The organism is Bradyrhizobium sp. ISRA442 (assembly GCF_038085055.1).
In the GTDB taxonomy this organism is placed as follows: Bacteria; Pseudomonadota; Alphaproteobacteria; order Rhizobiales; family Xanthobacteraceae; genus Bradyrhizobium.
The window spans coordinates 1-23702 of the sequence record NZ_JALGCN010000028.1 but is presented as its reverse complement, the minus strand read 5'-3'; the positions used below and the strand labels follow the sequence as shown (position 1 = coordinate 23702).

Here is a 23702-nt window from a genome sequence, read left to right as displayed (position 1 = left end):
TCCCGGGGGCGCGCAAAGCGCGAGCCCGGGACCCATGACCCCAGGATTGGGTTTGACGAAGACTCTTGGTTGCGAGTGTGCACCACAACTCCTCCCTGGAGTTATGGGTCCCCGGCCTGCGCCGGGACGACACCGGGTTGGTGGAATCAGCCTCGCACCACCACTCTCGCTACAGACACAAAAAGCCCGGCCGAACGGCCGGGCTTTTGATCTGTTGCGATCGACGTGAGAGCTTACGCCGCCTCGTCGGCGACCGTGGTGTCGTCGCCATCGCCATCATCGGCGTCGCCCTCGGCATCCGTGTCGGCTTCGCCGTCGGCGGCTTCGGCCTTGGCGGACGCGCGGCGCGGGCTCTTGGCGAGCTGGGCCTCGATCTCCTTGACCGCTTCGGTCTCGGTCGAGTGCTGCACCACCGCGATCTCGCGGGACAAACGATCGAGCGCCGCTTCGTAGAGCTGGCGTTCGGAGTAGGACTGCTCGGGCTGCGACTCCGAGCGATAGAGATCGCGCACGACTTCCGCGATCGCGACGATGTCGCCCGAATTGATCTTCGCTTCGTACTCCTGGGCGCGGCGCGACCACATGGTGCGCTTGACGCGAGCGCGGCCCTTCAGGGTCTCGAGCGCCTTCTTCACCAGCGCGGGCTCGGAGAGCTTGCGCATGCCGACGTTGGCGACCTTCGCGGTCGGAACGCGAAGCGTCATCTTGTCCTTGATGAAGTTGATGACGAACAGCTCGAGCTTGGCACCGGCGATCTCCTGCTCCTCAATGGCGAGGATCTGGCCGACGCCGTGAGCGGGATAGACGACGAATTCGTTGGCCTTGAAGCCCTGGCGCTGGGTCACGACCTTCTTCTCCTCGACCTTCGGCGCAGCAGCGGGCTTCACGGCCGGCTTGGCAGCGACGGGGGCCTTGGCAGAGGCGGCAGCAACGGGCGTCTTCGGCGCAGGCTTGGCGGCAACAGGCTTGGCAGGCTTGGCAGCAGGCTTCGAAACGGTCGCTTTCGCGGCAGTTTTGGCAGTCTTGTTCGGCATTGCACTTCTTTTGTTCTTGGAGGACTTTGCAGCCGACGCCTTCGTGGCGGCACGGCCCTTGGATGCGCTACGGCTGGCCGCGGCGACTTTTTTGGCCTCCTTATGGGAAGCCCTCGCAGAAGTACTCTTTTTACGCGTTTTCTGTGACACAGCCTGCGCGCGGAAACTGCCACGCCCCTGTTCGACATTTGGTTTCACGGGAACCCAGAGGGGCCAATCGGGGCTGACGGGGTTCGGCTTAATGTGCCCAATATAGCACATTTCCCGCAAAAATCAATGATTTAGGGGCTTTTAGGGCTGGTTTTCGGCGTATTCGGCGCTATTAGGGTTAAGTTTGAGCGCGGATCAGTCCCCGGAGCCGGGGTTCGGAGAAAAATATTTCTCGAACTTGCCCTCCATGCCGTCGAATTCCTTCGCGTCGGCGGGTGATTCTTTCTTCTGCGTGATGTTCGGCCAGCTCTTGGCGTAGTCGGCGTTGACCTGGAGCCACTTTTCCAAGCCCGGTTCCGTATCGGGCTTGATGGCGTCGGCGGGGCATTCCGGCTCGCACACGCCACAATCGATGCATTCGTCAGGATGGATGACGAGCATGTTGTCGCCCTCGTAGAAGCAGTCGACAGGGCAGACCTCGACGCAGTCGGTGTACTTGCACTTGATGCAGTTCTCAGTGACGACGTAAGTCATCCAACGCTCCGAAAAGCTCTTTTAAAAGTCGAGGCTTGCGTAGCGCGGATGGCCCGGCGCTGCAAGATCGACAGGGGCGATCAGGACCGCTTTCCGCGCTTGATCGGCCAAGAAGTGAATACGATGCGCAATTAATTGCGCTTTGCATCGCCGACCTCCTCGTAGAGCACGCGGGCCGAGGCCGCATCGCCGCGACGCTCGTTGAACGCGGTCACCTTCAGCACGCGCACCGCGCGATCGAGCGCGATGGTGAGGACGTCGCCGATCTTGATCGCGTGCCCCGGCGAGGTCTCGCGCACGCCGTTGACGCGGACGTGGCCTGAGACGACGAGCTCGGCCGCCGAGGTACGCGCCTTCACCACCCGCGCATGCCACAGCCATTTGTCGAGACGCTGGCGCTCGGTCGTCGTGGGATTACTCCTTCCGACCGGCGAGCTGCTCTTTCAGCGCGGCGAGCTTGGCGAAGGGCGAGTTCGGATCGATCGGACGATCGCGCTCGCGCGGGTTCGCGCTCGAGGCGTAGGGGCGGTGCGCGGGACCGGACTCGCGATCGCGGCGGTCGCGGCCCTTGTCGCGGTCGCGGCCACGATGCTCACGGCCGCCGTCGCCGAACTTGCCCTTGCTTCGATCGCGATCCTTGCCCTCGAAGCGGCGGTTCTTGTCGTCGCGCTGCTCGCGGCGATCGCCGCCCTCGCCCTGCTCGCGTCCCTTGCGGAAATCCTTGCGACCGCCATGACGATGGCGCTCGCCGCGCTGCTCGCCATCGGCGGCCTGCGCCGCCTCGCCTTCCGCGGGCGCAGCGCCTGCTTGAGCGCCCGCCTGCGGGCGCTGATGACGCTGGTGGCGATGGCGCTCATGACGCGGCTTGCGATCCTCGTGCCGGCCACCGGGCCGCCAGACCTCGACGAGCTCGGGCTCGGCGGGCGTGGCCGCAGCCTCCACGGGCGCAGCGGCATCGGCCGATACGGCCGCTTCCGTCGCAGCGGTCTCGGCGGGAGCGGCTTCAAGGCCTGCAGCCTCGGTGGGCGCAGCGGCTTCCTCCGCCGGCGGCGCGATGCCGGGAGCGTCTTCCGGCGTGACGGGCGCGTCAACCGAAGTCTCGAGCGTGGGCGCGGCCTCGTGTACCGCCTCGTCATGCTGCTCCATCCCGGGCGCGTCCTCGACGGTGACCGGCTCGGCAGCCGCTTCGGGTGCAGCCTCGGTGGATGTGCTCGGTTCCTCCGGCAGACCCGCGACGGCCTCCGCCGCAGTCTCAGTCGAAGTCTCCGCGCGGCCTTCGACCGGCGGCGTCTCCGCCGCGACCGTCTCGACGACCTGCGGCTTCGGCGGCAGCGGCGGACGCTTCTCCATGCGATAGCCGAGCGCGCGCAGCACCGAGGCGAAATCCTCGCCGGCCGAGCCGGTGAGCGAGGTCATCGCCTGCGTCACGACAAAACCGCGGCCGTCGAACGCGCCGGCGGGCTTTTCGCCGGGCGAGCTCTCGCGCCAGGCCAGCGCCGGACGGATCAGGTCGGCGAGCCGCTCCAGGATGTCGACGCGCACGGCGCGTTCGCCGGCCTGCTTGTAGCCGAGCACGCGATAGGCATCGCGCGGCAGTGCCTTGTCGACCGGGAACGAGGTGCGGCCCGAGCTCGCCAGATGCTGCGCGCCGGACAGCGCCGAGAGATCGACATTGTCCTGCTTCAGCGCCCAGAGCAGCGCGGCGAGCGCACGCGCGGCAGGCTTCAAAAGGCCGGGGAAATAGATGTGATAGGCGCCGAAGCGGACGCCGTATTTCCGCAACGTGGCACGCGAGGGCTGGTCGAGATCCTTCAGCTCACTCGCGATCTTCGGACGTTCGAGCACGCCGAGCGCCTCGACGAGCTGATAGGCGATGCCGCGGGCAATGCCGGTGACGTCCTCGGCCTTGGACAGCTCGAACATCGGCCCGAGCAGCTTTTCGATATGCGTCTTGAGCCAGAGGTCGAGCCGCGCCTGCACCTTGTCGCGGGGCGCGCCGGTGAGCCGCTCGTCGGAGATGATGCGCAGGCGCGGATGCAGCGCCTCATCTGCGGCAGTGAGCCGCGCCACGGCATCGCCGGTCCAGCGGATGGTCCCGTCGGAGGTCAGCACGAACTGCTCGTCGGGCGCCGAGGAGAGCTTTTCCGCACGCGTCGTGATCTCGCCGGCGAGCACGGCTTGCGCTGCGGCCTGCAAGGCTTTCGCATCGGAGCCGGCTTCCGCCGCATCCGGTGCAAAGGTGAATCCATCGAGGCGGCCGATGACGTGGCCTTCGACGATGACTTCGCCGGTCTTGCCGATTTCAGTATTCAAGCTCGTGTTCTCCCGCAGGCGGCGCATCAATACACTGGTCCGACGATCAACGAAACGCTCAGTCAAGCGTTCATGGAGCGCATCCGACAATTTATTTTCGACCTCCCGCGTGATCCCCTGCCAGTGTTCGGGGTCCGCGAGCCAGTCCGGCCGGTTGGCGGCGAAGGTCCAGGTGCGGATCTGCGCGATCCGGGCCGACAGCGTGTCGATGTCGCCGTCGATGCGGTCGGCCTGGTCGACCTGGGCCGCGAACCAGGCATCGGGAATGCGGCCTTTCTGCATCAGGAAGCCGTACAGCGTGGTCACGAGCTCAGCATGGGCGGCCGGCGACAGCTTTCGGTAGTCCGGGACCTGGCAGGCCTCCCACAGCCGTTCCACGGCGGCCTTGCCATGCGCGATATCGCGCACCTCGGCGTCGCGGGCGGCGTGATCGAGCACACGCATGTCCTCGGCGATCGGCGCGCGCGTCAGCGCCTCGTGGCCGGGGGCTAAGTTGAGCGACACCTGCAGCGCCCCGAGCGAGGAGAAATCCAGCTTCGAGTTGCGCCATTGCAGCATCTTCACGGCGTCGAAGGTGTGGTTCTGCAGCGCATTGACGAGCTCGGGCTCGAACGGCGCGCAGCGGCCGGTGGTGCCGAACGTTCCGTTCCGCGTGGCGCGGCCGGCACGACCGGCGATCTGCGCGAACTCGGCCGGCGTCAGCCTGCGGAACTGATAGCCGTCGAACTTGCGATCGGAGGCGAAGGCGACGTGGTCGACGTCGAGGTTGAGGCCCATGCCGATCGCGTCGGTGGCGACGAGATAGTCGACGTCGCCGTTCTGGAACATCGCCACCTGCGCATTTCTGGTCCGCGGCGAGAGCGAGCCGAGCACCACCGCCGCGCCGCCATGCTGGCGGCGGATCAGCTCGGCGATGGCGTAGACCTCGTCGGCTGAGAACGCGACGATCGCGGTGCGCCGCGGCTGGCGCGTGATCTTGCGGTCGCCGGCGAATTCCAGGCTCGACAGCCGCGGCCGCGTGATCATGGAGACGCCGGGCAGAAGGCGCTCGATGATGGGGCGCATCGTCGCGGCGCCAAGCAGCAGCGTCTCGTCACGGCCGCGGCGGTTGAGGATGCGGTCGGTGAAGACGTGGCCGCGCTCGAGATCGGCGCCGATCTGGACCTCGTCAACGGCGAGGAAGGACACGTCGAGATCCCTCGGCATCGCTTCGACGGTGGAGACCCAGTAGCGCGGGTTCTTCGGCTTGATCTTCTCCTCGCCCGTAACAAGCGCGACGGCCTCGCTGCCGGCGCGATCGGCGATCTTGTTGTAGACCTCGCGCGCGAGCAGGCGCAGCGGCAGCCCGATCATGCCAGAGGAATGCGCGAGCATCCGCTCGATGGCGAGATGGGTCTTGCCGGTGTTGGTCGGCCCGAGCACCGCAGTGACGCCAGCGCCGGGAGCGCGCTCGGAAGCAAAGGGAGAGGGAGGAAAGGCCATTCTGGAGATTAGGTAGTGGCGATTTGGGCGAATGTCAGTGCCGTTTTGGGGCGGCGAGGCGGCTGAGGGTGGACCCGTCGTACTGGCGCGAAGCGCTCACCGCATGCATCACTGTCATCGCCCGGCTTGACCGGGCGATCCAGTATTCCAGAGGCGGCGCAGCTAAAGCCGAGAGGCCGCGGCGTACTGGATGCCCCGGTCAAGCCGGGGCATGACAGCGGAGAAGGCGGTGATGCTCCCCAACTTTCGCGCAACTGTCTCACTTTGCGACGCTTTTTCCGCTCTTCTTAAGCCTCGGAACGACTCTAGAACGAATCGCGGCCGAATCGCTGACTCCCCTTTGCTTCCTGTTACGTTCACGCAACATGTCGCGGGACGCTTCTTGGGTGCGCACTAGATGGAGTTTTGCCCTGGCGCACAAGCGATCAGTTGCGGGCGAGTTCCTTAAAATTGGGGACGGCGCGGAGTCGAATCAGAATCGGGGCGGAGTCAAATGGATTCCGGGCTCACTTTTCCCTCCCCCCTTGTGGGGGAGGGAAAAGCATCGGAGCTACCTCAACGTATTTTCGCGAAAACAACCCCATGCAAAGCAGAAGCGGTTGGCGGGGTGACGGCGCGTAACGTGTTGAAGCGGCGATCAAAACGCTCTTGCATGGGATTCCGGGCGCTCTTACCCTCCCGTTGTGGGGGAGGGTTAGGCGTCACGCGCGACGCTTACTGCGTCTTCGCAACCCGCGGCGGCTGGGGCGTCGTGATGAAGCTGGTCGCTTCCAGCATCGCCGGGCCCAAGGGCGTCGGCACTTTCAGCCAGAACGGCACTAGGATGCGCGTTCCCGCGACCGGGGCGAAGGCGATCTCGATGTTGCGCTGGGCGGCGAGGTATTTGATCACGGGACGATCGGGGATGTAGCCGGCGACCGGCACGAAATACAGCGCGCAGACCACGACCGGGCCGTGATAGCCCTTCTCGGCCTTGACCGTTTCGATGCGCTTGAAATCGAGCTTGAGATCGTAGCGCATGCGGCCGTCGAACACCGGCGCGCCGTTGTGGCAGGCGTCCGGCGACAAGGGATCGCCGGTGCCGGGCACGCGCAGCATCGAGGCCGTCATCGGATCCCAGACGCCGCGGCGATGCGCGTCCGTCACCGGAATGCGGTCGGGATCGACCGGCGGCTCCGGTACGATGCCGAACTCCTTCACATTGCCCTTGTCGAGGACAATGCGGATCTCCTCTTTCTTCTTCGAGGTGGTGGTGGAGGCCTGGTAGCCGGTCGCAACCAGCGCGCCATTGACCACCCGCCCCTGGCTCGCGCCGGTGCCGGACCCGCCCGCAAAGGATTTCAGGATGCCCGTGGTGCCGCCCGAGGCCGCAGCGGAGAACACGTCGTCCCCAATGTCGATGCTCCAAGCGCCCCGGCCGACCGGAATGCCCGCCAGCGAGGCCTCATATTGCGCCTCGAGCTTGCCCTGCGCCGCTGCCGGCGCCGCCCCCCACGCCAGCACCAGCCCGCCAAGGGCGGCCAAAGCGAGCCTGCCGGCGATGCGCAGCCGGTGCGGAAAAAGGGGGGAAATGGGCACGAAGCGATCCAATCGGGATGCGAGTGGCTGTTACTTAAGCGGAAAATCGCAGCAGGCAATGACGAGCCGGGAACTCACCGGACTATTCGGGTGCGAATGCGCCCTTTATGTGGTGGTAAGGCATTTTAAACATTGCCGTTTTTGTGATCGGGGCGTGTTCAGGGGCGGCAACCCCTCTGCCCGCTTCCTCCGCTGTCATGCCCCGGCTTGACCGGGGCATCCAGTACGCCGCGGCCCCTCTGTTCAACCGCAGGCGCCTCAGTGTACTGGATCGCCCGGTCAAGCCGGGCGATGACACCTGAGGGTGGGCCAAAACCCGCCCCAAAACCTTGACTACCCGCCCCTTCCCCCCTATACGTCCGCCCGCTCCCTGCAAGGACAGAGAATTTACGACCCCCGTGGCGCCCCGAATGGCCGCCGCAACGCTTGGGGGAAAGGATAAGGATTTTTGCCATGTCTCGCCGCTGCGAACTGACGGCCAAGGGCCCCCAGGTCGGCCACAAGGTCAGCCACTCCAACATCAAGACCAAGCGCCGCTTCCTGCCGAACCTGTGCAACGTGACCTTCATCAGCGAGGCACTCGGCCGCAACGTGCGCCTGCGCGTCTCCTCGAACGCGATCAAGAGCGTCGACCACAATGGCGGCCTCGACGCCTTCCTGCTCAAGGCCAACGCCGGCAACCTCTCGCCGCGCGCGCTCGAGCTGAAGCGCCAGATCCAGAAGAAGGTCGGCGGCGAGCCGGCGAAGCAGGCGAGCTAAGCAATTTTAAAAGTTTGGGCGGGGGCTAAGTTGCGTCGCGTGGCGTAAGTCTTAGCCAATAGAGTTTGCGTGACGGCCGGATCGAAAGATCCGGCCGTTTTTGTTTTGTCGAATCCACCAAAGGTCGCTCTAGACAGGTAGCCGATCGATAGAAAAACTTCTGATTGATGCAACAAATTTGGATCGAGTGGTTCGGTGGCACTTCCTATACCTGTCCAGCGTCAGCGGGAAGTCGTCTGCCTACCTGCCAAAGGCCACCAAGTAATTCTCGGCACGGCAGGAAGTGGTAAGACGACAATGGCTATCCTTCGCGCAGCGTATCTGTCCGATCCCGAACTACCGGGAAACGGCCCGACCCTGCTTCTTACTTATAATAAATCGCTTTGCTCCTATATCCGCACAATAGCAGCATCAGAGCTCTCCAACGTCACCGTCGAGCACTATCATAAGTTTGCACGGGGCTATTTGAATTTTCGAGGGAAGATGCGCCGCAATGGCATCATCAAGGGTGCGGCGCGGGAGCGCGTGATCACCGACGCTCTTGCGCAGATAAAAGGCGCATAGACCATCGTTCACTTGTAAAGATCCGGATGGACGCACGGTTGAGGTTTTCCAGCGGTGATCTGATCGATCACGCATCCGTCGGAAGATGGCATTCCTGCGACAATTGCGTCTCCGATTGTGCATAGTTTCCGCCATGCTCGCGCCCCGGCAGCATCACCCGGAGGGACATACCGTCGAGCACGAGCGCAAGTCTGAGCCGAAATGGCCTCGTCATCTGCTGTGACGGCACCGCCAAGCAAGCCCCGCATGCGTTAACCGTCCATTAACCAACGCAGCCTAGCCTGCTGTCATCGTCCAGCCATCATCAGCCCGAAATGCCCGCCCGGTTCGCTCCCGGAGGAGAGCCGATGTCTGTTGAGTCGTTGACGTATGCCGCCTTAAGTGCCCGCCTCGACATCTCGCGCGAGGCCGCGCGTTCGCTGGCGAGACGACGCCGGTTGCCGCGCTTGCGTTCGGCTGACGGCAAGGCGTTGGTGAGCGTCGATTTTTCCGAACTCCGCTACAGGCCCCGCCCGCGAATTGGTCGGCGGACGGACCCCATCGCCGCCTCCATGGCAAAGATCGAGGCATTCAAGATCGAGGCGTTCAAGGCGGAGATCGCGCGGCTCGAAGCTAGGGCCGCCGGCTACCGGGCGGATTTCGAGCGCGAGCGGGAGCGCGCCGATCGTCTGGCTGTCGAGCTGATGCAGGCGGCTGCCGAGACGAGGGCCGTCAATGCGTGGGCGGCACGATTGGAAGATGAAGTGGCGGACTTACGGACCGGTCGTCGCCCTGGCGGCGCGATCGCGGGACAAGCCGGGCTTCGATTGGGACATCTGGCTGCTTCCATCGTGGAAGCAGACCGCGCGGCTTGCAGGTAGCACTTTGATACTTTCTCCATCCCCGGCTTGCCGGAGCAACGCGAGGGAATAATGACTGGCATTACCGATATTCGTGAAATGAAGGCCCGCATTGTCGTGTTCGGGGTCGGCGGCGCCGGCGGCAACGCGGTCAACAACATGATCACGGCCGGGCTGCAAGGGGTCGAGTTCGTCGTCGCCAATACCGACGCGCAGGCGCTGGCGATGTCGAAGGCCAAGCGCCTCATCCAGCTCGGCACCCAGGTCACCGCAGGCCTTGGCGCCGGCTCGCAGCCCGAATTGGGACGCGCCGCAGCCGAAGAGGCCATCGATACGATCCGCGATCATTTGACCGGCGCCCACATGGTGTTCGTCACGGCCGGCATGGGTGGCGGGACCGGCACCGGGGCCGCACCCATCGTCGCCAGGACGGCGCGCGAGCTTGGCATTCTCACCATCGGCGTCGTCACTAAGCCATTCTACTTCGAGGGCCAGCGCCGCATGCGCTTTGCCGAAGCCGGCATCGAGGAGCTGCTGAAGACGGTCGACACCCTCTTGATCATCCCGAACCAGAACCTGTTCCGCGTGGCCAGCGAGAAGACCACGTTCGCCGATGCCTTCGCCCTGGCCGATCAGGTGCTGTATTCGGGCGTCGCCTGCATCAGCGACCTCATCGTCAAGGAAGGTCTGATCAATCTCGATTTTGCCGACGTCCTCTCCGTGATGAAGGAGAAGGGCAAGGCGATGATGGGACGGGGCGAGGCGTCCGGCGAGAAGCGCGTGCTCGCCGCCGCGGTGGCGGCCATTTCCAATCCATTGATCGAGAACCCCTCGATCAAGCGCGCCAGCGGCCTCATCATCTCCATCACCGGCGGCAAGGATCTCATGCTGTTCGAAGTCGACGAAGCCGCGACCCGCATTCGCGACGAGGCTGATCCGGACGCCAACATCATCGTCGGCGCGTCCTTCGATGAAAGCCTCGAAGGGATCGTCCGCGTCTCGGTGGTGGCGACCGGTATCGATAATCTCGACCCGGCGCTTGAGGCGCAACCGGCGGAAACCGCACTCACGCAGCTCGCCGGCAGGCTGCGGAGCGACAGCCGCCGCATCGCCGATCGCATCGAGCGCGGTGCACCCCTCCCGCAAGTGGAAAGCCCGCCGCTTCGCCCCGAGGCCGGCCGCCCTGTTGGGCAACCGGCAAGGCCGAATCCGGACTATGCGCGCCAGGCGGCGCCGCGGCCGCTCGATCCTTACGGGCGCTCTTCGCCGCGCAATGTGGCGGACGAAGGCATTCTCGATATCCCAGCCTTCTTGCGCCGCACCGCGAACTAGCGGTCTGCTTGTAAGAGACTCGCTGCAGCAACAAACTCCGCCGTCGTCCCGGCCTAGTGCGCAATTGCGCACGGGGGGCCGGGACGACGGCTTTGTTGTGGCTGGAGCAACGCTCCTACGGAATCGGTGAATTCCGAACGTCAGCTCTGGAAGACAAGCTTCTTACGCTGCGCAGTAGCGCCGATCCTTCACGCTGCCGTGCTGCGCGAGCTCTCCGCTGGTTCCGGCTTTTCCGCCTGCTTGTCGCGAGACAGCCATGCCGGGAAACGAAGCAGGCTGTCGATGCTCTCTTTTGGCGATTCGACGGGCGGCGCTTCCGTGGCCGAACTCGGCAGGTCCAGTGCAGCCTGGCCTAGCCGCACCGCATCGGCGCGCTGATCCAGTCCGCGCAACAGGGGATCGAGCACGCTGTCGATTTCGCTCGCCACCGACACCAGGAAACTATTGAGATCGCGCGCCTCGGGCACGACGGCCGCGGCCGATTCGATCGCCTTGGAGAGGCCATCGACGACAGGTGTGAACGCGCTGGAGGCCTGTTTGATTCGCGTTTTTATCGCTTCGATTTCGCCCAGGACGCGATCACGCTCGCGCCGTTTCTTCTCCTCAGAAAGGCGGGCTTCGATTTCGGCGATCTGCGCCGTCAGGGTGGTGGCTTCGGATGCAAGCGCATCGCGTCGTCCGCGCACGCGATCGAGGTCGCGGGTGAGATTGTCCACTAAGTCGTCCTTTCCGAACATGGCTTTGCTCCGTAGGACAGCCGTTTTGGTCTGTAGGACGGCCTTGGCGCGAACCGCCAGCCTGGCAACCGATCGAACGGCTGGATCGGCCAAAACAGGCATCAACTTCGGTCGCGTCACATGGGCCGACATGGTGATCCCCCATCGTCCACATTAGGCGACCGCATGGTTAACAAGAGGTTAATTTCAACAGCCCTTCCGCTATACTCGGTCCGGTCGCATTTCCGGGAGGGGCATACCGTGGAACACGCGAAGACCGAGCCGAAAAACATCGTCATCTGCTGTGACGGCACCGGCAACGAGATCAGCGAGAACATCTCCAATGTCCTCAAGCTCTATCGCTGCCTGCGCAAGACCGACAAGACGCAGCCGCGGCAGCTCGTGTTCTACGATCCCGGCGTCGGCACGGTGACGGAGCCGACCACGTGGCACCGCTGGAAGGCCAACATCAATCTGGTGCTGGGGCTCGCCACCGGCTACGGGCTCGATGACAACGTGCTGTCGGCCTACCGCTTCCTGGTCGAGCATTATGCGCCCGGCGACAGGATCTATTTGTTCGGCTTCTCCCGCGGCGCCTATACCGTGCGGGTGCTGGCGGGGCTGATCCACAAAGTCGGCCTGATCTCACCGGAGCAGGCCAACCTCGCCGGCAGCGGCCTCATCTCCTACAAGCAATATTCCGGAAGCGGGCGCGGCAACGATGTCGCCGACCTCACGGACGCAGGAAGCGACGAGGACGGGCCGCTGCCGAAGGACAAGTTCGATCTCGCCGCGCAGTTCGCGCGCATCACCTCCTCGCGCTGGCCCACGATCCACTTCATCGGGGTGTGGGACACGGTGGCGAGCGTGATCGTGCCGCGCGCCGACCGGCTCTATTGGCCGAGCCTGGAGGAGCTGGCGTTCACGCTGCGGAACCCGAGCGTGCAGATCTTCCGCCAGGCGATCGCGATCGACGAGCGGCGCTGCATGTTTCGCCTGAAGCAGTGGAAGGAGCCGCAGGACTACTGGAGCAACCGCTTCGTGCCCGACGACAAGAAGGTGCCGCAGGACAGCTTGCAGGTGTGGTTCTCAGGCGTGCATTGCGACGTCGGCGGCGGCTATGCGGAAGCCGAGAGCAGCGCCTCGAAATATCCGCTGCTGTGGATGATCGATGAGGCGCACAAAGCCGGCCTCAACTTCAACCCGCGCACCGTGAACCAGCTCGCCTGGGGCATCCAGCGCAAGAACAGCCCGTTCACCTACGTCGCGCCCGATGCCGCGGGCATGCTGCACAATTCGATGACGGCGGCCTGGCGCGTGCTGGAGTATGTGCCGAAGCGCGCAACGTACAAGGAGTGGCCGGAGCGGAAGGCCGTAGCTGGCTTCTACATCCCCGATTGCGAGCCGCGCGTCATCCCCGACGGCGCGCATGTGCATGAGAGCGTGGTGAAGCGGATGCAGGCGGAGCCGGGCTACCGGCCGGTGAACTTGCCGAAGGATTTTGTGACGGTGCCGATGCCGACGCCCCCGCATGCGGAGGTGGCGGGGGAGATGGAGAAGGCGTGAGGGGGTGCGGACGGGTACATCGACCTCGTCATTGCGAGCGCAGCGAAGCAATCCAGACTGTCACCGCGGAAAGATTCTGGATTGCTTCGCTGCGCTCGCAATGACGGTGATGGAGGCAGGCTCGCGCCACATCAAAGCCGCCGTCCCGGCGAAGGCCGCTACCGCCCCCAATTCGCCGCCACTTTTCCTTAAAATTCTCACCTCAACCTTAGCCCTATCGCATCATCTCCCTTGCATGATCGGCCAACACCGCCACGACCAGCGGAATTGGAGGAGACGTGCCAGTGCATCCGCGCCGATATGCCCGTGTGAAGCCGAGCGGGCTGGTGTCCCGCCAGGCCAAGATCATCACCGGCCCGCGCGCGCCGGTAATCAACTGCACGCTGATCGACTATTCGCCCGGCGGCGCCTGCGTCGATCTCGGCGGCCAGGTCGCGATCCCCGACCGCTTCGAGCTCTTGCACGTCAACACCAAGAAGCGCTGCCGCATCGCCTGGAAGCGCGGCACGCGGGTGGGCGTGGTGTTTTGAGGGATGGTCATGCGCTAGCCGGCGCGCGCCGCGAACGCCGCCCTGCTCCCTCCCCCCTTGCGGGGGAGGGTTGGGGAGGGGGGTGGCCCAGCAATTAGTGATGGCCGCGTGCCGCGATCGCGGCAACAGAATTCTAGCGCAACATGAAAGAGTGTGCCGTGTGGCACCCCCCTCCCTGGCCCTCCCCCGCAAGGGGGGAGGGAACGCACCGGTGCACTCTGTCGGTTCATCACTTCGATTGCTTCGAATGCAGGGTGCGCTCCATCCGCCCCTCCCCCGCCCTCACCTACCGCATCCGCGCCTTTGCTCCCGCGACGATCTGCATGGCGACGCCGGCGACCCAGGCGATGAGGACGAGCCAGGTCAAGGCGTCGTGGGGGTCGAGCCGCAGCACGATGACGGCGACGGAGGCGAATGCGGCGAAGGTGGCGCAGAGCGTGCCGGCCGAGCTCAGCAATTCCGCGGCGTCGATCTGGCTGTGCTCCTCGTCGAAGGGAAGCTGCGGCGTGTCGATGCCGATATAGAAGCCGATGACGCCGAGCAGCATCATCACCAGCAGGAAGCCTTGCGTGGTGAGGTGCGAGATCGCCGAGCCCACATAGGCGCCGACGAACAGTCCGCACGCGGCCCCTGCCATCGCAAGGCCCACGCGCTCAAAGACGTGGGCAGCCTTCCGGGCACGAAAACGCATGGCGAGCCTCGCTTTGCGCGACTGAGGCAAGGTTAGGCCAATTTTGGCTACGGCGGAAGGTAACGGGTGTCACGGAGGGGTGAGGCGGAACGCGCGATGATGCCGGCGATCATCGGCCGAATGGGGTAATCCCGATGAGGTGGCGAGAGATGAGATCGCGCTACACCCTTGCTGTCGTCCCGGCGAAAGCCAGGACCTCCGCGCGAGCGCTTGCGCTCGTCACGATTACCCCAGGGGGAAGTTTGGCGATGACCCTTAGTTGTTTAGTTGTTGTTCGACGACAACTCCTACCGCGCGCCGTTGATGGACCTCGCGGTATGGGTCCTGGCTTTCGCCAGGACGACAGTTGAGATTGCGGCGCTGCTATCGCCTCCAACGCAATCCGCGCCCGCTACCTCGCTCCGAACGTGGTCTTGCCGAACAGCGCCTTTTGCGTTGACGGCTGCGAGCGCCAGTATTGCGGCGGGGCTGCGACTTCGCCGCCGAGTTCGGCGGCGGCGTGCCAGCCGAAGCGGGGGTCGTAGAGCATGGCGCGGGCGAGCGCGACCATGTCGGCCTTGCCGGATGCGACGATCTCCTCGGCCTGTTTGGCTTCGGTGATCATGCCGACGGCGATGGTGGGAACGCCGGTCTCGCGGCGGATGCTTTCTGCGAACTGCACCTGGTAGCCGGGGCCGAGCGGAATCTTCTGCAGCGGGGAGACGCCGCCGGAGGAGGCGTCGATCCAGTCGATGCCGCGGCTCTTCAAAGCCTTGGCGAATTCGATGGTCTGCGCGAGGTCCCAGCCGCCGTCGACCCAGTCGGTCGACGACACCCGCATGCCGACCGGCTTGTCAGACGGGAAGGCCGCGCGCACCGCGTCGAACACCTCGAGCGGGAAGCGCATGCGGTTCTGCAAGGACCCGCCATAGTCGTCGGTGCGGCGGTTGGAAATCGGCGAGAGGAATTGGTGCAGGAGATAGCCGTGCGCGCCGTGCAGCTCGATCGCGTCGATGCCGAGCCGGTCGGCGCGCTTGGCGCTGTCGACGAAGGCTTCGCGGATGCGCTTCAGGCCGGCGCTATCCAGCGCCAGCGGCGCGGCCTCGCCCTCCTTGTGCGGCACCGCGCTTGGCGCCACCGGCTGCCAGCCGCCCTGGCCTTGCGGAATGAGCTGGCCGCCGTCCCAGGGCCGCGCGCTGGAGGCTTTGCGGCCGGCATGGGCAAGCTGCATCCCGATCGCGATGGAGGAGTGTTTTCGCACGGAGGCGAGGATTTGCTTGAGCGCCGCCTCGCAGGCATCGCTGTAGAGCCCGAGGCAGCCCGGCGTGATGCGGCCGATCGCCTCGACATGGGTCGCCTCGATGCAGAACATCGCGGCGCCCGACAGCGACAGATTGTTGATGTGGCTGAAGTGCCAGTCGGTGGCGACGCCGTCGTCGGCCGAATACTGGCACATCGGCGACACCACCAGACGGTTCTTCAGCGTCAGGCCGCGCAACTTGATCGGGGAAAACAGGGCGCTCATGCGGGGTGTTCCGAGGGGTGGAGGGGCAATTGAGAGAAGTGTAATGAGCGGAACCCGGATTACCACCAGCGCGGCAGGAATGCCCGCCCGCGCCGGGGCGCATTGCGCTCTCACATGGTCGCAAGCTGCGGCCACGCTCTCCGCCGTCGTCCTGGCGAAGGCCAGGACCCATACCGCGAGGTCTATCGATGGTGGACGGTCGGGTACCGCACCACGAGTCTTCGCCAAACCACTCCCTGGGGTAATCGCGACGAGCGCAAGCGCTCGCGCGGAGGTCCTGGCTTTCGCCAGGACGATGAAGTTTGCGCGGCCGGGACGACAGTTACTCCACCAGCGTGAACTGCAGCAGCAGCGTGCGCTGGAGCAGGGAAAAATTGTCGTCGGAAACGAGCGTCAGCACCGTCTCGCCTTCGGGGGTGACGTGGGCGTCGATGCCTTCCATGTTGTCGATCTCGTGGCCGAGATCGGCGTTGAAGAGCGCGGGCCCGTCGACCAGCGCGCCCGGCGCGATCGCCTTCAACGGGATGGCGCGGATGCGGATGTTGACGCCGCTGAACCAGGAGAATTTGCGCTCGAGAATCAGGAGCTCGCCGGAGGGCAGCAGCACAGCATCGCTGATGTCGAACTTGTCGGTGCGACGCACGCTGAACTGGCCGGGCGTGGGACCGCCGACGAGGAACGCGATCAGATTGCCGTCGGCATCCAGCCCGCGCTCGGACAGCGCGATCAGCGTGCCCGCGATCGGCAGGCCCTTTGGCACGACGACCAGTGCCTCAAGCCCCTTGTTGTACGGCAGTTTGCGCGCGGCAGGGGGCAAGGGGACCACCTCGCCGCGGGCGCGGGTAAAACCCTTGGAGAAATCGAAGCGCATGAGCTGGTTGACGCGCTCCAGCCCGACATAGACGAAGGAGCCGTCGAGCGCGATCGACTCGGTGTCGTACCAGAGCCGCTTGTCGGTGATCGGCCGCCCGTCCGCGCCCAGCATCGGCGCGGCCTCGACCTCGTCGAGCGCGACCATGCTGCGGCCTTCGTAGCGGATGCGGCCGGTGAACCAGGCGCCCTGATCGGAGATCGCGACGAAGCGCTCGCCCTTCGTGTCGAGGAAGCGAAAGCCGGACAATCCGCCGAAGCCGCGATAGGGCGAGGTCAGCACCAGGCCGCTGCGATAGTCCAGCGCGCCGAAGCGCACGCGCGAACGGTCGCGCGGCTCGAACGCCGGGATTTGCCGTGCGTTGACCTCGATCGCGACCGGCTCTTTGACGGCGTGCTCGACCTGTCCCGGGATTTGCGCCGCCTTGGGCGGCGGCTCGGTCAAGGGCTGTGCCCGTGCAAGCGTGGGGATTGCGAGAGCGGAAAATCCCGCCGCCGCGTGGCCGAGGAAGCGGCGGCGGGATGAAAGCGTGCTCACGAATGCAGTTTGCGGCGCGGGCGGCTCGGCGCGGCCTGCGCCGGCGCGGCATGCGTCTCGCTGAAGAGCTCGGCGAGCTTTTCGGTGATGGCGCCGCCGAGTTCTTCCGCGTCCACGATCGTCACCGCGCGGCGGTAGTAGCGGGTCACGTCATGGCCGATGCCGATCGCGATCAGCTCCACCGGGGAGCGCGTCTCGATCTCCTCGATGATGTGGCGCAGATGCCGCTCGAGATAGTTGCCGGGATTGACCGACAGCGTGGAATCGTCGACCGGCGCACCGTCCGAGATCATCATCAGGATCTTGCGCTGCTCGGCCCTCGCCAGCAGGCGCTTGTGCGCCCAGTCCAGCGCCTCGCCGTCGATGTTCTCCTTCAAGAGACCCTCGCGCATCATCAGGCCGAGATTCTTCCGCGCACGACGCCAGGGGGCGTCGGCCGACTTGTAAATGATGTGGCGGAGGTCGTTGAGGCGTCCGGGATTGGCCGGCTTGCCGGCGGCAAGCCAGGCCTCGCGGGACTGGCCGCCCTTCCAGGCGCGGGTGGTGAAGCCCAGAATCTCGACCTTGACGCCGCAACGCTCCAGCGTGCGGGCAAGGATGTCGGCGCAGGTCGCCGCCACCGTGATCGGACGTCCCCGCATCGAGCCGGAATTGTCGAGCAGCAGCGTCACCACGGTGTCGCGGAAGGTCGCCTCCTTCTCGCGCATGAAGGACAGCGGATGATAGGGATCGGTCACCACGCGCGACAGCCGCGCCGGGTCCAGGATGCCCTCTTCGAGGTCGAACTCCCAGGCTCGGTTCTGCTGCGCCATCAGCCGGCGCTGCAGCCGGTTGGCGAGCCGGGCGACGATGCCCTGCAGATGCGCGAGCTGCTTGTCGAGATAGGCGCGAAGGCGCTCCAGCTCGTCATGGTCGCAGAGGTCTTCGGCCGAGATCACCTCGTCGAACTTGGGCGCGAAGGCGTGGTATTCCGGGCCGCGCGGCTCGTTCTGCCCACGTGAGTTCGGCCGCGTCGCCTCGCCCGGCGTCTCGTCATCGCCGAGCTCGCCATCGTCGAACGTATCGGACGTCGAGGCCTGCGCGCTTTCCATCGCGCTCTCGCTCAGCTCCTCCGTCGTCGCCTGTGCCTGGTCGGCGCTCATCTCCTGGGCGGCATCGGAATCGGGCGAGCCCTCGGCGCCGGACTGGTCGTTGTCGCCGTCGCGGTTGTCGTCCTGGTCGTCGTTGTCGTCGGTGTCGGCGTTGCGCTCGTCGCCGAGATCGAGCGCCGACAACAAGTCGTGCACGGCGTCGCCGAACTTGGTCTGGTTCTCGACCAAGCCGTCGAGCCGGTCGAGCCGCCGGCCGATCTTGTCTTCGAGAATAGGCCGCCAGAGATCGACCATCTTCTTGGCGGCCGCCGGCGGCGCCATGCCGGTCAGCCGCTCGCGCACCAGCATCGCCAACGCATCGGCGAGCGGCGCGTCGGCGCGGTCGGTGATCTCGTCGAACTTGCCGCGATGGAAATGGTCATCGAGCATCGCGGTGAGGTTTTTCGCAACGCCCGCCATGCGGCGCGCGCCGATCGCCTCGACCCGCGCCTGCTCCACCGCCTCGAACACGCCGCGCGCCTGCGGATTGCCCGGCATCAGCTTGCGATGCAGTTTGGGGTCGTGACAGGCGATCTTCAGCGCGATGGAGTCGGCATGGCCGCGCACCACCGCCGCATCCCGCTTGGTCATCTTGCGCGCAGGCTCGGGCAGCCGCGCCTTGCCGGGCGCGAGCCCCGGGCGCTCAGCGGCGAAGCTGATGTCGAGCTCCGGCGTCTTGGCGATCGCCTTCAGGCAGGCCGCCACCGAACGCTTGAACGGCTCGGTTGGGGCTTCCTTGTTGCCGGTCCGGAATTTGCTGTTGGAGGTGCTCATGTCGCCTTATCCGTCGCCCCCGGCGCAGGCCGAGGCCCATAACCACCTGCCGTCGTTACGTCGGGAAAAACTCACAGCGTCGCTTCATCGAGGGACCTCGCGGCATGGGTCCCGGCTTTCGCCGGGACGACATCACGAGAGGGATCAGCTAAGCGCCACGTTGACTGCCGATTCCGGCAGCTCCGCGTTGAAGCAGCGCTGATAGAACTCGGCGACCAGCGGACGCTCGAGCTCGTCGCACTTGTTGAGGAAGGTGACGCGGAAGGCGAAGCCGATATCGCCGAAGATGTCGGAGTTCTCCGCCCAGGTGATCACCGTGCGCGGGCTCATCACCGTCGACAAATCGCCATTGGCGAACGCGTTGCGGGTGAGGTCGGCGAGGCGGACCATCTTGTTGACGATGTCGCGGCCTTCCTGGGTGCGATAGTGCCTCGCCTTGGCGAGCACGATCTCCACTTCCTCGTCATGGCCGAGATAATTCAGCGTGGTCACGATCGACCAGCGGTCCATCTGGCCCTGGTTGATCTGCTGGGTGCCGTGATAGAGGCCGGAGGTGTCGCCGAGCCCAACGGTATTCGCGGTTGCAAAAAGCCGGAACGCCGGATGCGGCTTGATCACCTTGTTCTGGTCCAGCAGCGTCAGGCGGCCGGAGACCTCCAGCACGCGCTGGATCACGAACATCACGTCCGGGCGGCCGGCGTCGTATTCGTCGAACACCAGCGCGACGTTGTTCTGCAGCGCCCACGGCAGGATGCCGTCGCGGAATTCGGTGACCTGCTTGCCGTCTTTAACCACGATCGAGTCCTTGCCGACGAGGTCGATACGGCTGATGTGGCTGTCGAGGTTGACGCGCACGCAGGGCCAGTTCAGCCGCGCGGCGACCTGCTCGATGTGGGTGGATTTGCCGGTGCCGTGATAGCCGGTCACCATCACGCGGCGGTTCTTGGCAAAGCCGGCGAGAATGGCGAGCGTGGTGGCGCGGTCGAAGCGATAGTCGGAGTCAACTTCCGGAACATGAGGATCGACTTCGGAATAGGCCGGCACTTCGAGATCGCTGTCGATCCCGAACACCTGGCGGACCGACACCTTCATGTCGGGCTGACCGGAAATTTCCTCAATTTTGGACAGGGCGGCGGTCGTCATCAATCCTCCGAGGCCCCGGGCGGTCCCGAGACCAGTTATTTGCACGTTGGCTGCGGCTGGGTGCGGTTGCGAACCTATCAGAGACAATGAGCCGGCAGAAGCCCGCGCGCAAATCAAAGTTCCATTGTCTTTTCATTTAGATAGGCAAGGAACGCGATTTTGGGAAGGCTGCCCTGCGAATCATGCTCGAATTTCGCACTGGCGAGGCGCCCTCCCTGCTTGAATGGCACTTTTGCCGCCTCGCCCCACTTAATGTGGATCTGAACCCCCGAGCCCATGGCCAATACAGAGAAGACGTGACGTCCTTCCTCGATCCATTCATTTCGTTCGTTTCGGCCCACGCCTGGCTGGCCTACCTGACCCTGTTCCTGGCAGCGCTCCTCGAAGCCGTTCCGGTGGCGGGCTCTGTAGTCCCCGGCTCGACCATCATCCTGGCGCTGAGCGCCCTGGTTCCGGGCGGGGACCTCAAATTGCAATGGGTGCTGCTGGTGGCGGCCCTCGGCGCCATCCTGGGCGACGGCTCGGCCTACTGGATCGGGCACAGGCGGCAACGCGAGATCCTCGACACCTGGCCGCTGACCAACCATCCGCGCGTGATCGCCGAGAGCGAGAGCTTCTTCCGCCGCTTCGGCACCTGGGCCGTGTTCTTCGCCCGTTTCGTCCCGCCGATCCGCGCCTTCGTCCCGGTCACCGCGGGCGCGCTGGGCATGGCGCCGGGACGCTTCTACTCCGTCAACATCCCCGCCATCCTGGTCTGGGCGCCAGCGCACGTGCTGCCGGGTGTGCTGGCCATTTCGGCCTGGCACAGCTATGCCGGCCTGCCGCACCACGGGCATCCCGTCAAACACATCTGGATCCTCAGCGTCGTCGGCGTCGCGATCATTGTGGGCCTCGCGCTCTGGATCATCCGCCACCGGCATGGCGACGGCGTCGCTGCGGCCAAGCCGCGGGGTTAAGCGGCCGCCACACAATAGGCGTCGTCCTGGCGTTCGGTACGCCTAGCGTCCCCAATCGATAGATTCCGCGGTACGGGTCCTGGCTTTCGCCAGGACGACGGAGATCATGGGCGCGGCGGAGCGATCAGGTGAGGAGTGCTCTCAGCTCTTCGCATCAGCAGCCCCCGTCCTCCGCCCCGGCGCTGGACCCACATAACGCGCCCGCGGACGAATCAGCTTTCCGAACTGCAATTGCTCGCTGGCATGCGCGATCCAGCCGACGCTGCGCGCCATGGCGAACAGTGCGAGTTCGCTGCCGGGTGGCAGGCGAAGAGCATGCACGAGCACCGCGAGGACATAGTCGATATTGACGAACTCGCCGGTCGCTTCCGCGATCCGTTCCGGTACTTCGCGGGTGAATTTGCGCGGCGCGCCGGCGCGCGCCAGGGCGTTCAGCAGCGACTGCGCCCGCGGATCGCCGCGCTTGTAGACGCCGTGACCGAAGCCCGGAAAACGCTCGCCGAGCGCGACGCGCTCGCGCACCATCGGCTCGACGTCGCGGTCGACCAGCGTCTTCACGAGCTGCGAGGCCAGCACGCCGGCGCCGCCGTGCTTGGGCCCTTTCAGCGCGGCGAGACCAGCGATAACGGCGTCGTAGAGATTGAGGCCGGTCGACGCGGCGCAGCGCGCAGTGAAGGTCGATGCATTCAGCTCGTGGTCGGCGAGCAGCACCAGTGTACGGCGGATGAGATCGGGCGCATGCTTGTTGTCGGGCGCCCACACGCGCGCAATCTGCTGATGCAACGGCTCGGCCGAGGGCTCGGTATTGAGCATGGCCGCAACCAAAAGCCGGACGATGCGCGCGCCGACCATGGCGCGGCCGTCGGGGGCGCGGGTGAAGGCGCGCGGGTCGGCGCTCGTTGCCAGCGCCAGCACCGCGATGGCGCGATCGATCGGCGCGGCGCGGCGCGCGGCCTGCGCAATGATGCGCATCTCGTCGGAAATCTCGGGGCAGTTCTCGGGCGCAAACGGATCAACGCCGGAGACGTCCCACAGCAGCGTCGCCGCGTGCTCCAGAGTGTCGTTCTCGGCGAGGTCGACACAGTTCACGCCGCGATAGATCGGGCCGTCCTCGGTGATGGTCGAAATCTCCGAGTCCATCACCGGCAGATCGGCATCGAAGCTTCGCAAGCCGCGCGGCTCGGGCGACGGGGCGCGACGCTCCTTGAGGGTGCGGACATCCTCGGCGCGATAGCGATTCTTGCGCGAATCCGGCGTCGGCTCGGAGCGGATCAGGCCGCGGCTGACATAGGCGTAGAGCGTGGCCGGCGAGACCGCGAGCTCGGCCGCGGCCTCCCGGGCCGAGAGGTACAGCTCCGGAGAATTTTTCATATTGATTTATGTAATCAAGATTGATCAATCTGTCGAGAGGCCCGATCTTTCCCTCCGTGAAAGGAGATTGGGCCATGAACATCCACCTCACCAAAAGCCAGATCGGACTGGACGGCGTTCCGGCCGCCGAAACCGTGCTGAGCCATGTCGACGGCGAGCGCGGCGAGCTGATCATCGCCGGCGAGCATGTCGGCACTCTCGCCGCCAAATCGAGCTTTGAGGGCGTCACCGCCCGGCTCTGGAACGGCGCCAGCAACAGCACGCTCAGCGAAGCCAATGTGCGGGCAAGCCTCGGGCTGGCGCGCGAGCGCGCCTTCGCCCGCCTGCCGGACCTGCTGCCCGCAACACGCGGCATGGGCATCATCGACGGGTTTCGCGCGGCGGTCGCGGGCCTGCGTGCCGAGAACGGGCTCGCGCACGAGGCGACCATCGTCGGCGCGTTTCCGGTGATATCAGGCGCGCTGGTCCGGCGCGCCAAGGGTCTCGATCCGGTCGCACCCGATCCGAACGCAAGCCATGCCGCCGATACGCTTCGGATGCTGCGTGGCGCTTCGCCGGAGCCGCGCGAGGTCGCGGCGCTGGATGCCTATCTCGTCACGGTGTGCGATCACGGGATGAATGCCTCGACCTTCACCACGCGCGTGGTGGCCTCGACCCAGGCTGACCTGTTCGCCGCGGTCACCGCCGGCTATTGCGCGCTGACCGGCCCCTTGCATGGCGGAGCGCCGGAGCCGGTGCTGGAGATGCTCGATGCGATCGGATCGCGCGAACGGATCAAGCCCTGGGTCGATGCGGCGCTGGCGCGCGGCGAGCGGCTGATGGGCTTTGGCCATCGCGTCTACCGCGTGCGCGATCCGCGCGCCGACGTGCTCAAGGCGGCGATCGAGCGGCTTTCAGCCGACGGCGCCGGCCTGCCCTTCGCCGGCGAGGTCGAGGCCTATATCCGGCAAGCGCTGCGCAAGAAGAATCCGGACCGGCCGCTAGAGACCAATGTCGAGTTCTTCACCGCGATCCTACTCGATGCGCTCGCCATCCCGCGCCAGGCCTTCACGCCGATCTTCGCGGTCGCCCGCGCCGCAGGCTGGACCGCGCATGCCCGCGAGCAGCAGCGCACCGGGCGGATGATCCGGCCGAGCTCGTCGTATGTCGGAGTGATGCCGAAGGAGTGAAGTCTTCCGTTGGGTATCGGATGAAATGCGACGCGCTGCCCCCTCCCCCCTTGTGTGAGAGGGTGGCTCGCCGCGTAGCGGCGAGACGGGTGAGGGGTTCTCTCCGCGCGCGCCCCTCTTGCATCAGAATTCGCGGAAGCAACCCCTCATGCGGCGCTG

Annotated in this window: 18 protein-coding genes and 2 pseudogenes; 8 read left to right on the top strand and 12 right to left on the bottom strand. The window is 65.5% G+C overall.

Going from position 1 to position 23702, the window contains the following annotated elements:
• Positions 1-233: 233 nt before the first annotated feature.
• The 5 genes and pseudogenes from MTR72_RS35305 to MTR72_RS35285 form a co-directional block, all read right to left on the bottom strand.
• Entirely contained in the window at positions 234-1034 is an 801-nt protein-coding gene (locus MTR72_RS35305; RefSeq protein WP_280967872.1) for a CarD family transcriptional regulator, read from the bottom strand.
• Between the two features lie 345 nt (positions 1035-1379).
• The gene (gene fdxA, locus MTR72_RS35300; RefSeq protein ID WP_018643465.1) at positions 1380-1718 is read right to left on the bottom strand and encodes a ferredoxin FdxA; all 339 of its coding nucleotides are present in this window, start codon (positions 1716-1718) and stop codon (positions 1380-1382) included.
• A gap of 131 nt (positions 1719-1849) precedes the next feature.
• Positions 1850-2119 (bottom strand): annotated as a pseudogene (locus tag MTR72_RS35295) (RNA-binding S4 domain-containing protein); the annotation flags it as partial.
• A gap of 13 nt (positions 2120-2132) precedes the next feature.
• Positions 2133-5513, bottom strand: a complete 3381-nt coding sequence (locus MTR72_RS35290; protein WP_280967870.1) for a helicase-related protein — start codon at positions 5511-5513, stop codon at positions 2133-2135.
• Between the two features lie 714 nt (positions 5514-6227).
• Entirely contained in the window at positions 6228-7037 is an 810-nt protein-coding gene (locus MTR72_RS35285) for a DUF3108 domain-containing protein (RefSeq protein ID WP_341512009.1), read from the bottom strand.
• A gap of 507 nt (positions 7038-7544) precedes the next feature.
• Between MTR72_RS35285 and rpmB the strand changes: the two genes are divergently transcribed.
• From rpmB to ftsZ, 4 genes and pseudogenes are all read left to right on the top strand, one after another.
• Positions 7545-7850 (top strand): 50S ribosomal protein L28, encoded by a 306-nt coding sequence (gene rpmB, locus MTR72_RS35280; protein WP_280967868.1) that lies wholly within the window; start codon positions 7545-7547, stop codon positions 7848-7850.
• A gap of 297 nt (positions 7851-8147) precedes the next feature.
• On the top strand, positions 8148-8414 hold the full coding sequence (locus tag MTR72_RS35275; RefSeq protein WP_341512002.1) for a hypothetical protein: 267 nt from the start codon (positions 8148-8150) through the stop codon (positions 8412-8414).
• Between the two features lie 314 nt (positions 8415-8728).
• Positions 8729-9274 (top strand): hypothetical protein, encoded by a 546-nt coding sequence (locus tag MTR72_RS35270; protein WP_280967866.1) that lies wholly within the window; start codon positions 8729-8731, stop codon positions 9272-9274.
• A gap of 51 nt (positions 9275-9325) precedes the next feature.
• Positions 9326-10276: pseudogene (gene ftsZ / locus MTR72_RS35265) on the top strand (cell division protein FtsZ); the annotation flags it as partial.
• Between the two features lie 497 nt (positions 10277-10773).
• On the opposite strand, the gene MTR72_RS35260 reads toward ftsZ, so the two are convergent.
• Positions 10774-11322: a hypothetical protein gene (locus MTR72_RS35260; RefSeq protein WP_280967865.1), complete on the bottom strand. Its 549-nt coding sequence runs from the start codon at positions 11320-11322 to the stop codon at positions 10774-10776.
• Positions 11323-11562: 240 nt separating this feature from the next.
• On the opposite strand from MTR72_RS35260, the gene MTR72_RS35255 reads away from it, so the two are divergent.
• Complete coding sequence (locus MTR72_RS35255; protein ID WP_280967864.1) at positions 11563-12867, top strand: DUF2235 domain-containing protein; 1305 nt, start codon at positions 11563-11565, stop codon at positions 12865-12867.
• A gap of 284 nt (positions 12868-13151) precedes the next feature.
• The gene (locus MTR72_RS35250) at positions 13152-13397 is read left to right on the top strand and encodes a PilZ domain-containing protein (protein ID WP_280967863.1); all 246 of its coding nucleotides are present in this window, start codon (positions 13152-13154) and stop codon (positions 13395-13397) included.
• Between the two features lie 286 nt (positions 13398-13683).
• Here MTR72_RS35250 and MTR72_RS35245 read toward each other — a convergent pair whose 3' ends face one another.
• From MTR72_RS35245 to cobS, 5 genes are all read right to left on the bottom strand, one after another.
• Positions 13684-14088: a hypothetical protein gene (locus MTR72_RS35245; RefSeq protein ID WP_280967862.1), complete on the bottom strand. Its 405-nt coding sequence runs from the start codon at positions 14086-14088 to the stop codon at positions 13684-13686.
• Positions 14089-14479: 391 nt separating this feature from the next.
• Positions 14480-15592 (bottom strand): NADH:flavin oxidoreductase/NADH oxidase, encoded by a 1113-nt coding sequence (locus tag MTR72_RS35240; RefSeq protein ID WP_341512001.1) that lies wholly within the window; start codon positions 15590-15592, stop codon positions 14480-14482.
• Between the two features lie 322 nt (positions 15593-15914).
• Entirely contained in the window at positions 15915-17000 is a 1086-nt protein-coding gene (locus MTR72_RS35235; RefSeq protein WP_280967860.1) for an esterase-like activity of phytase family protein, read from the bottom strand.
• Complete coding sequence (gene cobT, locus MTR72_RS35230; RefSeq protein WP_280967859.1) at positions 16997-18904, bottom strand: cobaltochelatase subunit CobT; 1908 nt, start codon at positions 18902-18904, stop codon at positions 16997-16999. Before cobT ends, MTR72_RS35235 begins: the two co-directional genes overlap by 4 nt.
• Before the next feature lie 144 nt (positions 18905-19048).
• On the bottom strand, positions 19049-20047 hold the full coding sequence (gene cobS, locus MTR72_RS35225; RefSeq protein ID WP_280967858.1) for a cobaltochelatase subunit CobS: 999 nt from the start codon (positions 20045-20047) through the stop codon (positions 19049-19051).
• Between the two features lie 296 nt (positions 20048-20343).
• On the opposite strand from cobS, the gene MTR72_RS35220 reads away from it, so the two are divergent.
• Entirely contained in the window at positions 20344-21003 is a 660-nt protein-coding gene (locus tag MTR72_RS35220) for a DedA family protein (protein ID WP_280971177.1), read from the top strand.
• 141 nt (positions 21004-21144) lie between these two features.
• Here the strand turns inward: MTR72_RS35220 and MTR72_RS35215 are convergent, their stop codons facing one another.
• Positions 21145-22374 carry a citrate synthase family protein gene (locus MTR72_RS35215; protein ID WP_280967857.1) on the bottom strand — a complete coding sequence of 410 codons (1230 nt, stop codon included), beginning with the start codon at positions 22372-22374 and terminating at the stop codon, positions 21145-21147.
• 74 nt (positions 22375-22448) lie between these two features.
• Here MTR72_RS35215 and MTR72_RS35210 point away from each other — a divergent pair, with 74 nt between their 5' ends.
• Positions 22449-23543 (top strand): citrate synthase/methylcitrate synthase, encoded by a 1095-nt coding sequence (locus MTR72_RS35210; RefSeq protein WP_280967856.1) that lies wholly within the window; start codon positions 22449-22451, stop codon positions 23541-23543.
• Positions 23544-23702 lie beyond the last annotated feature (159 nt).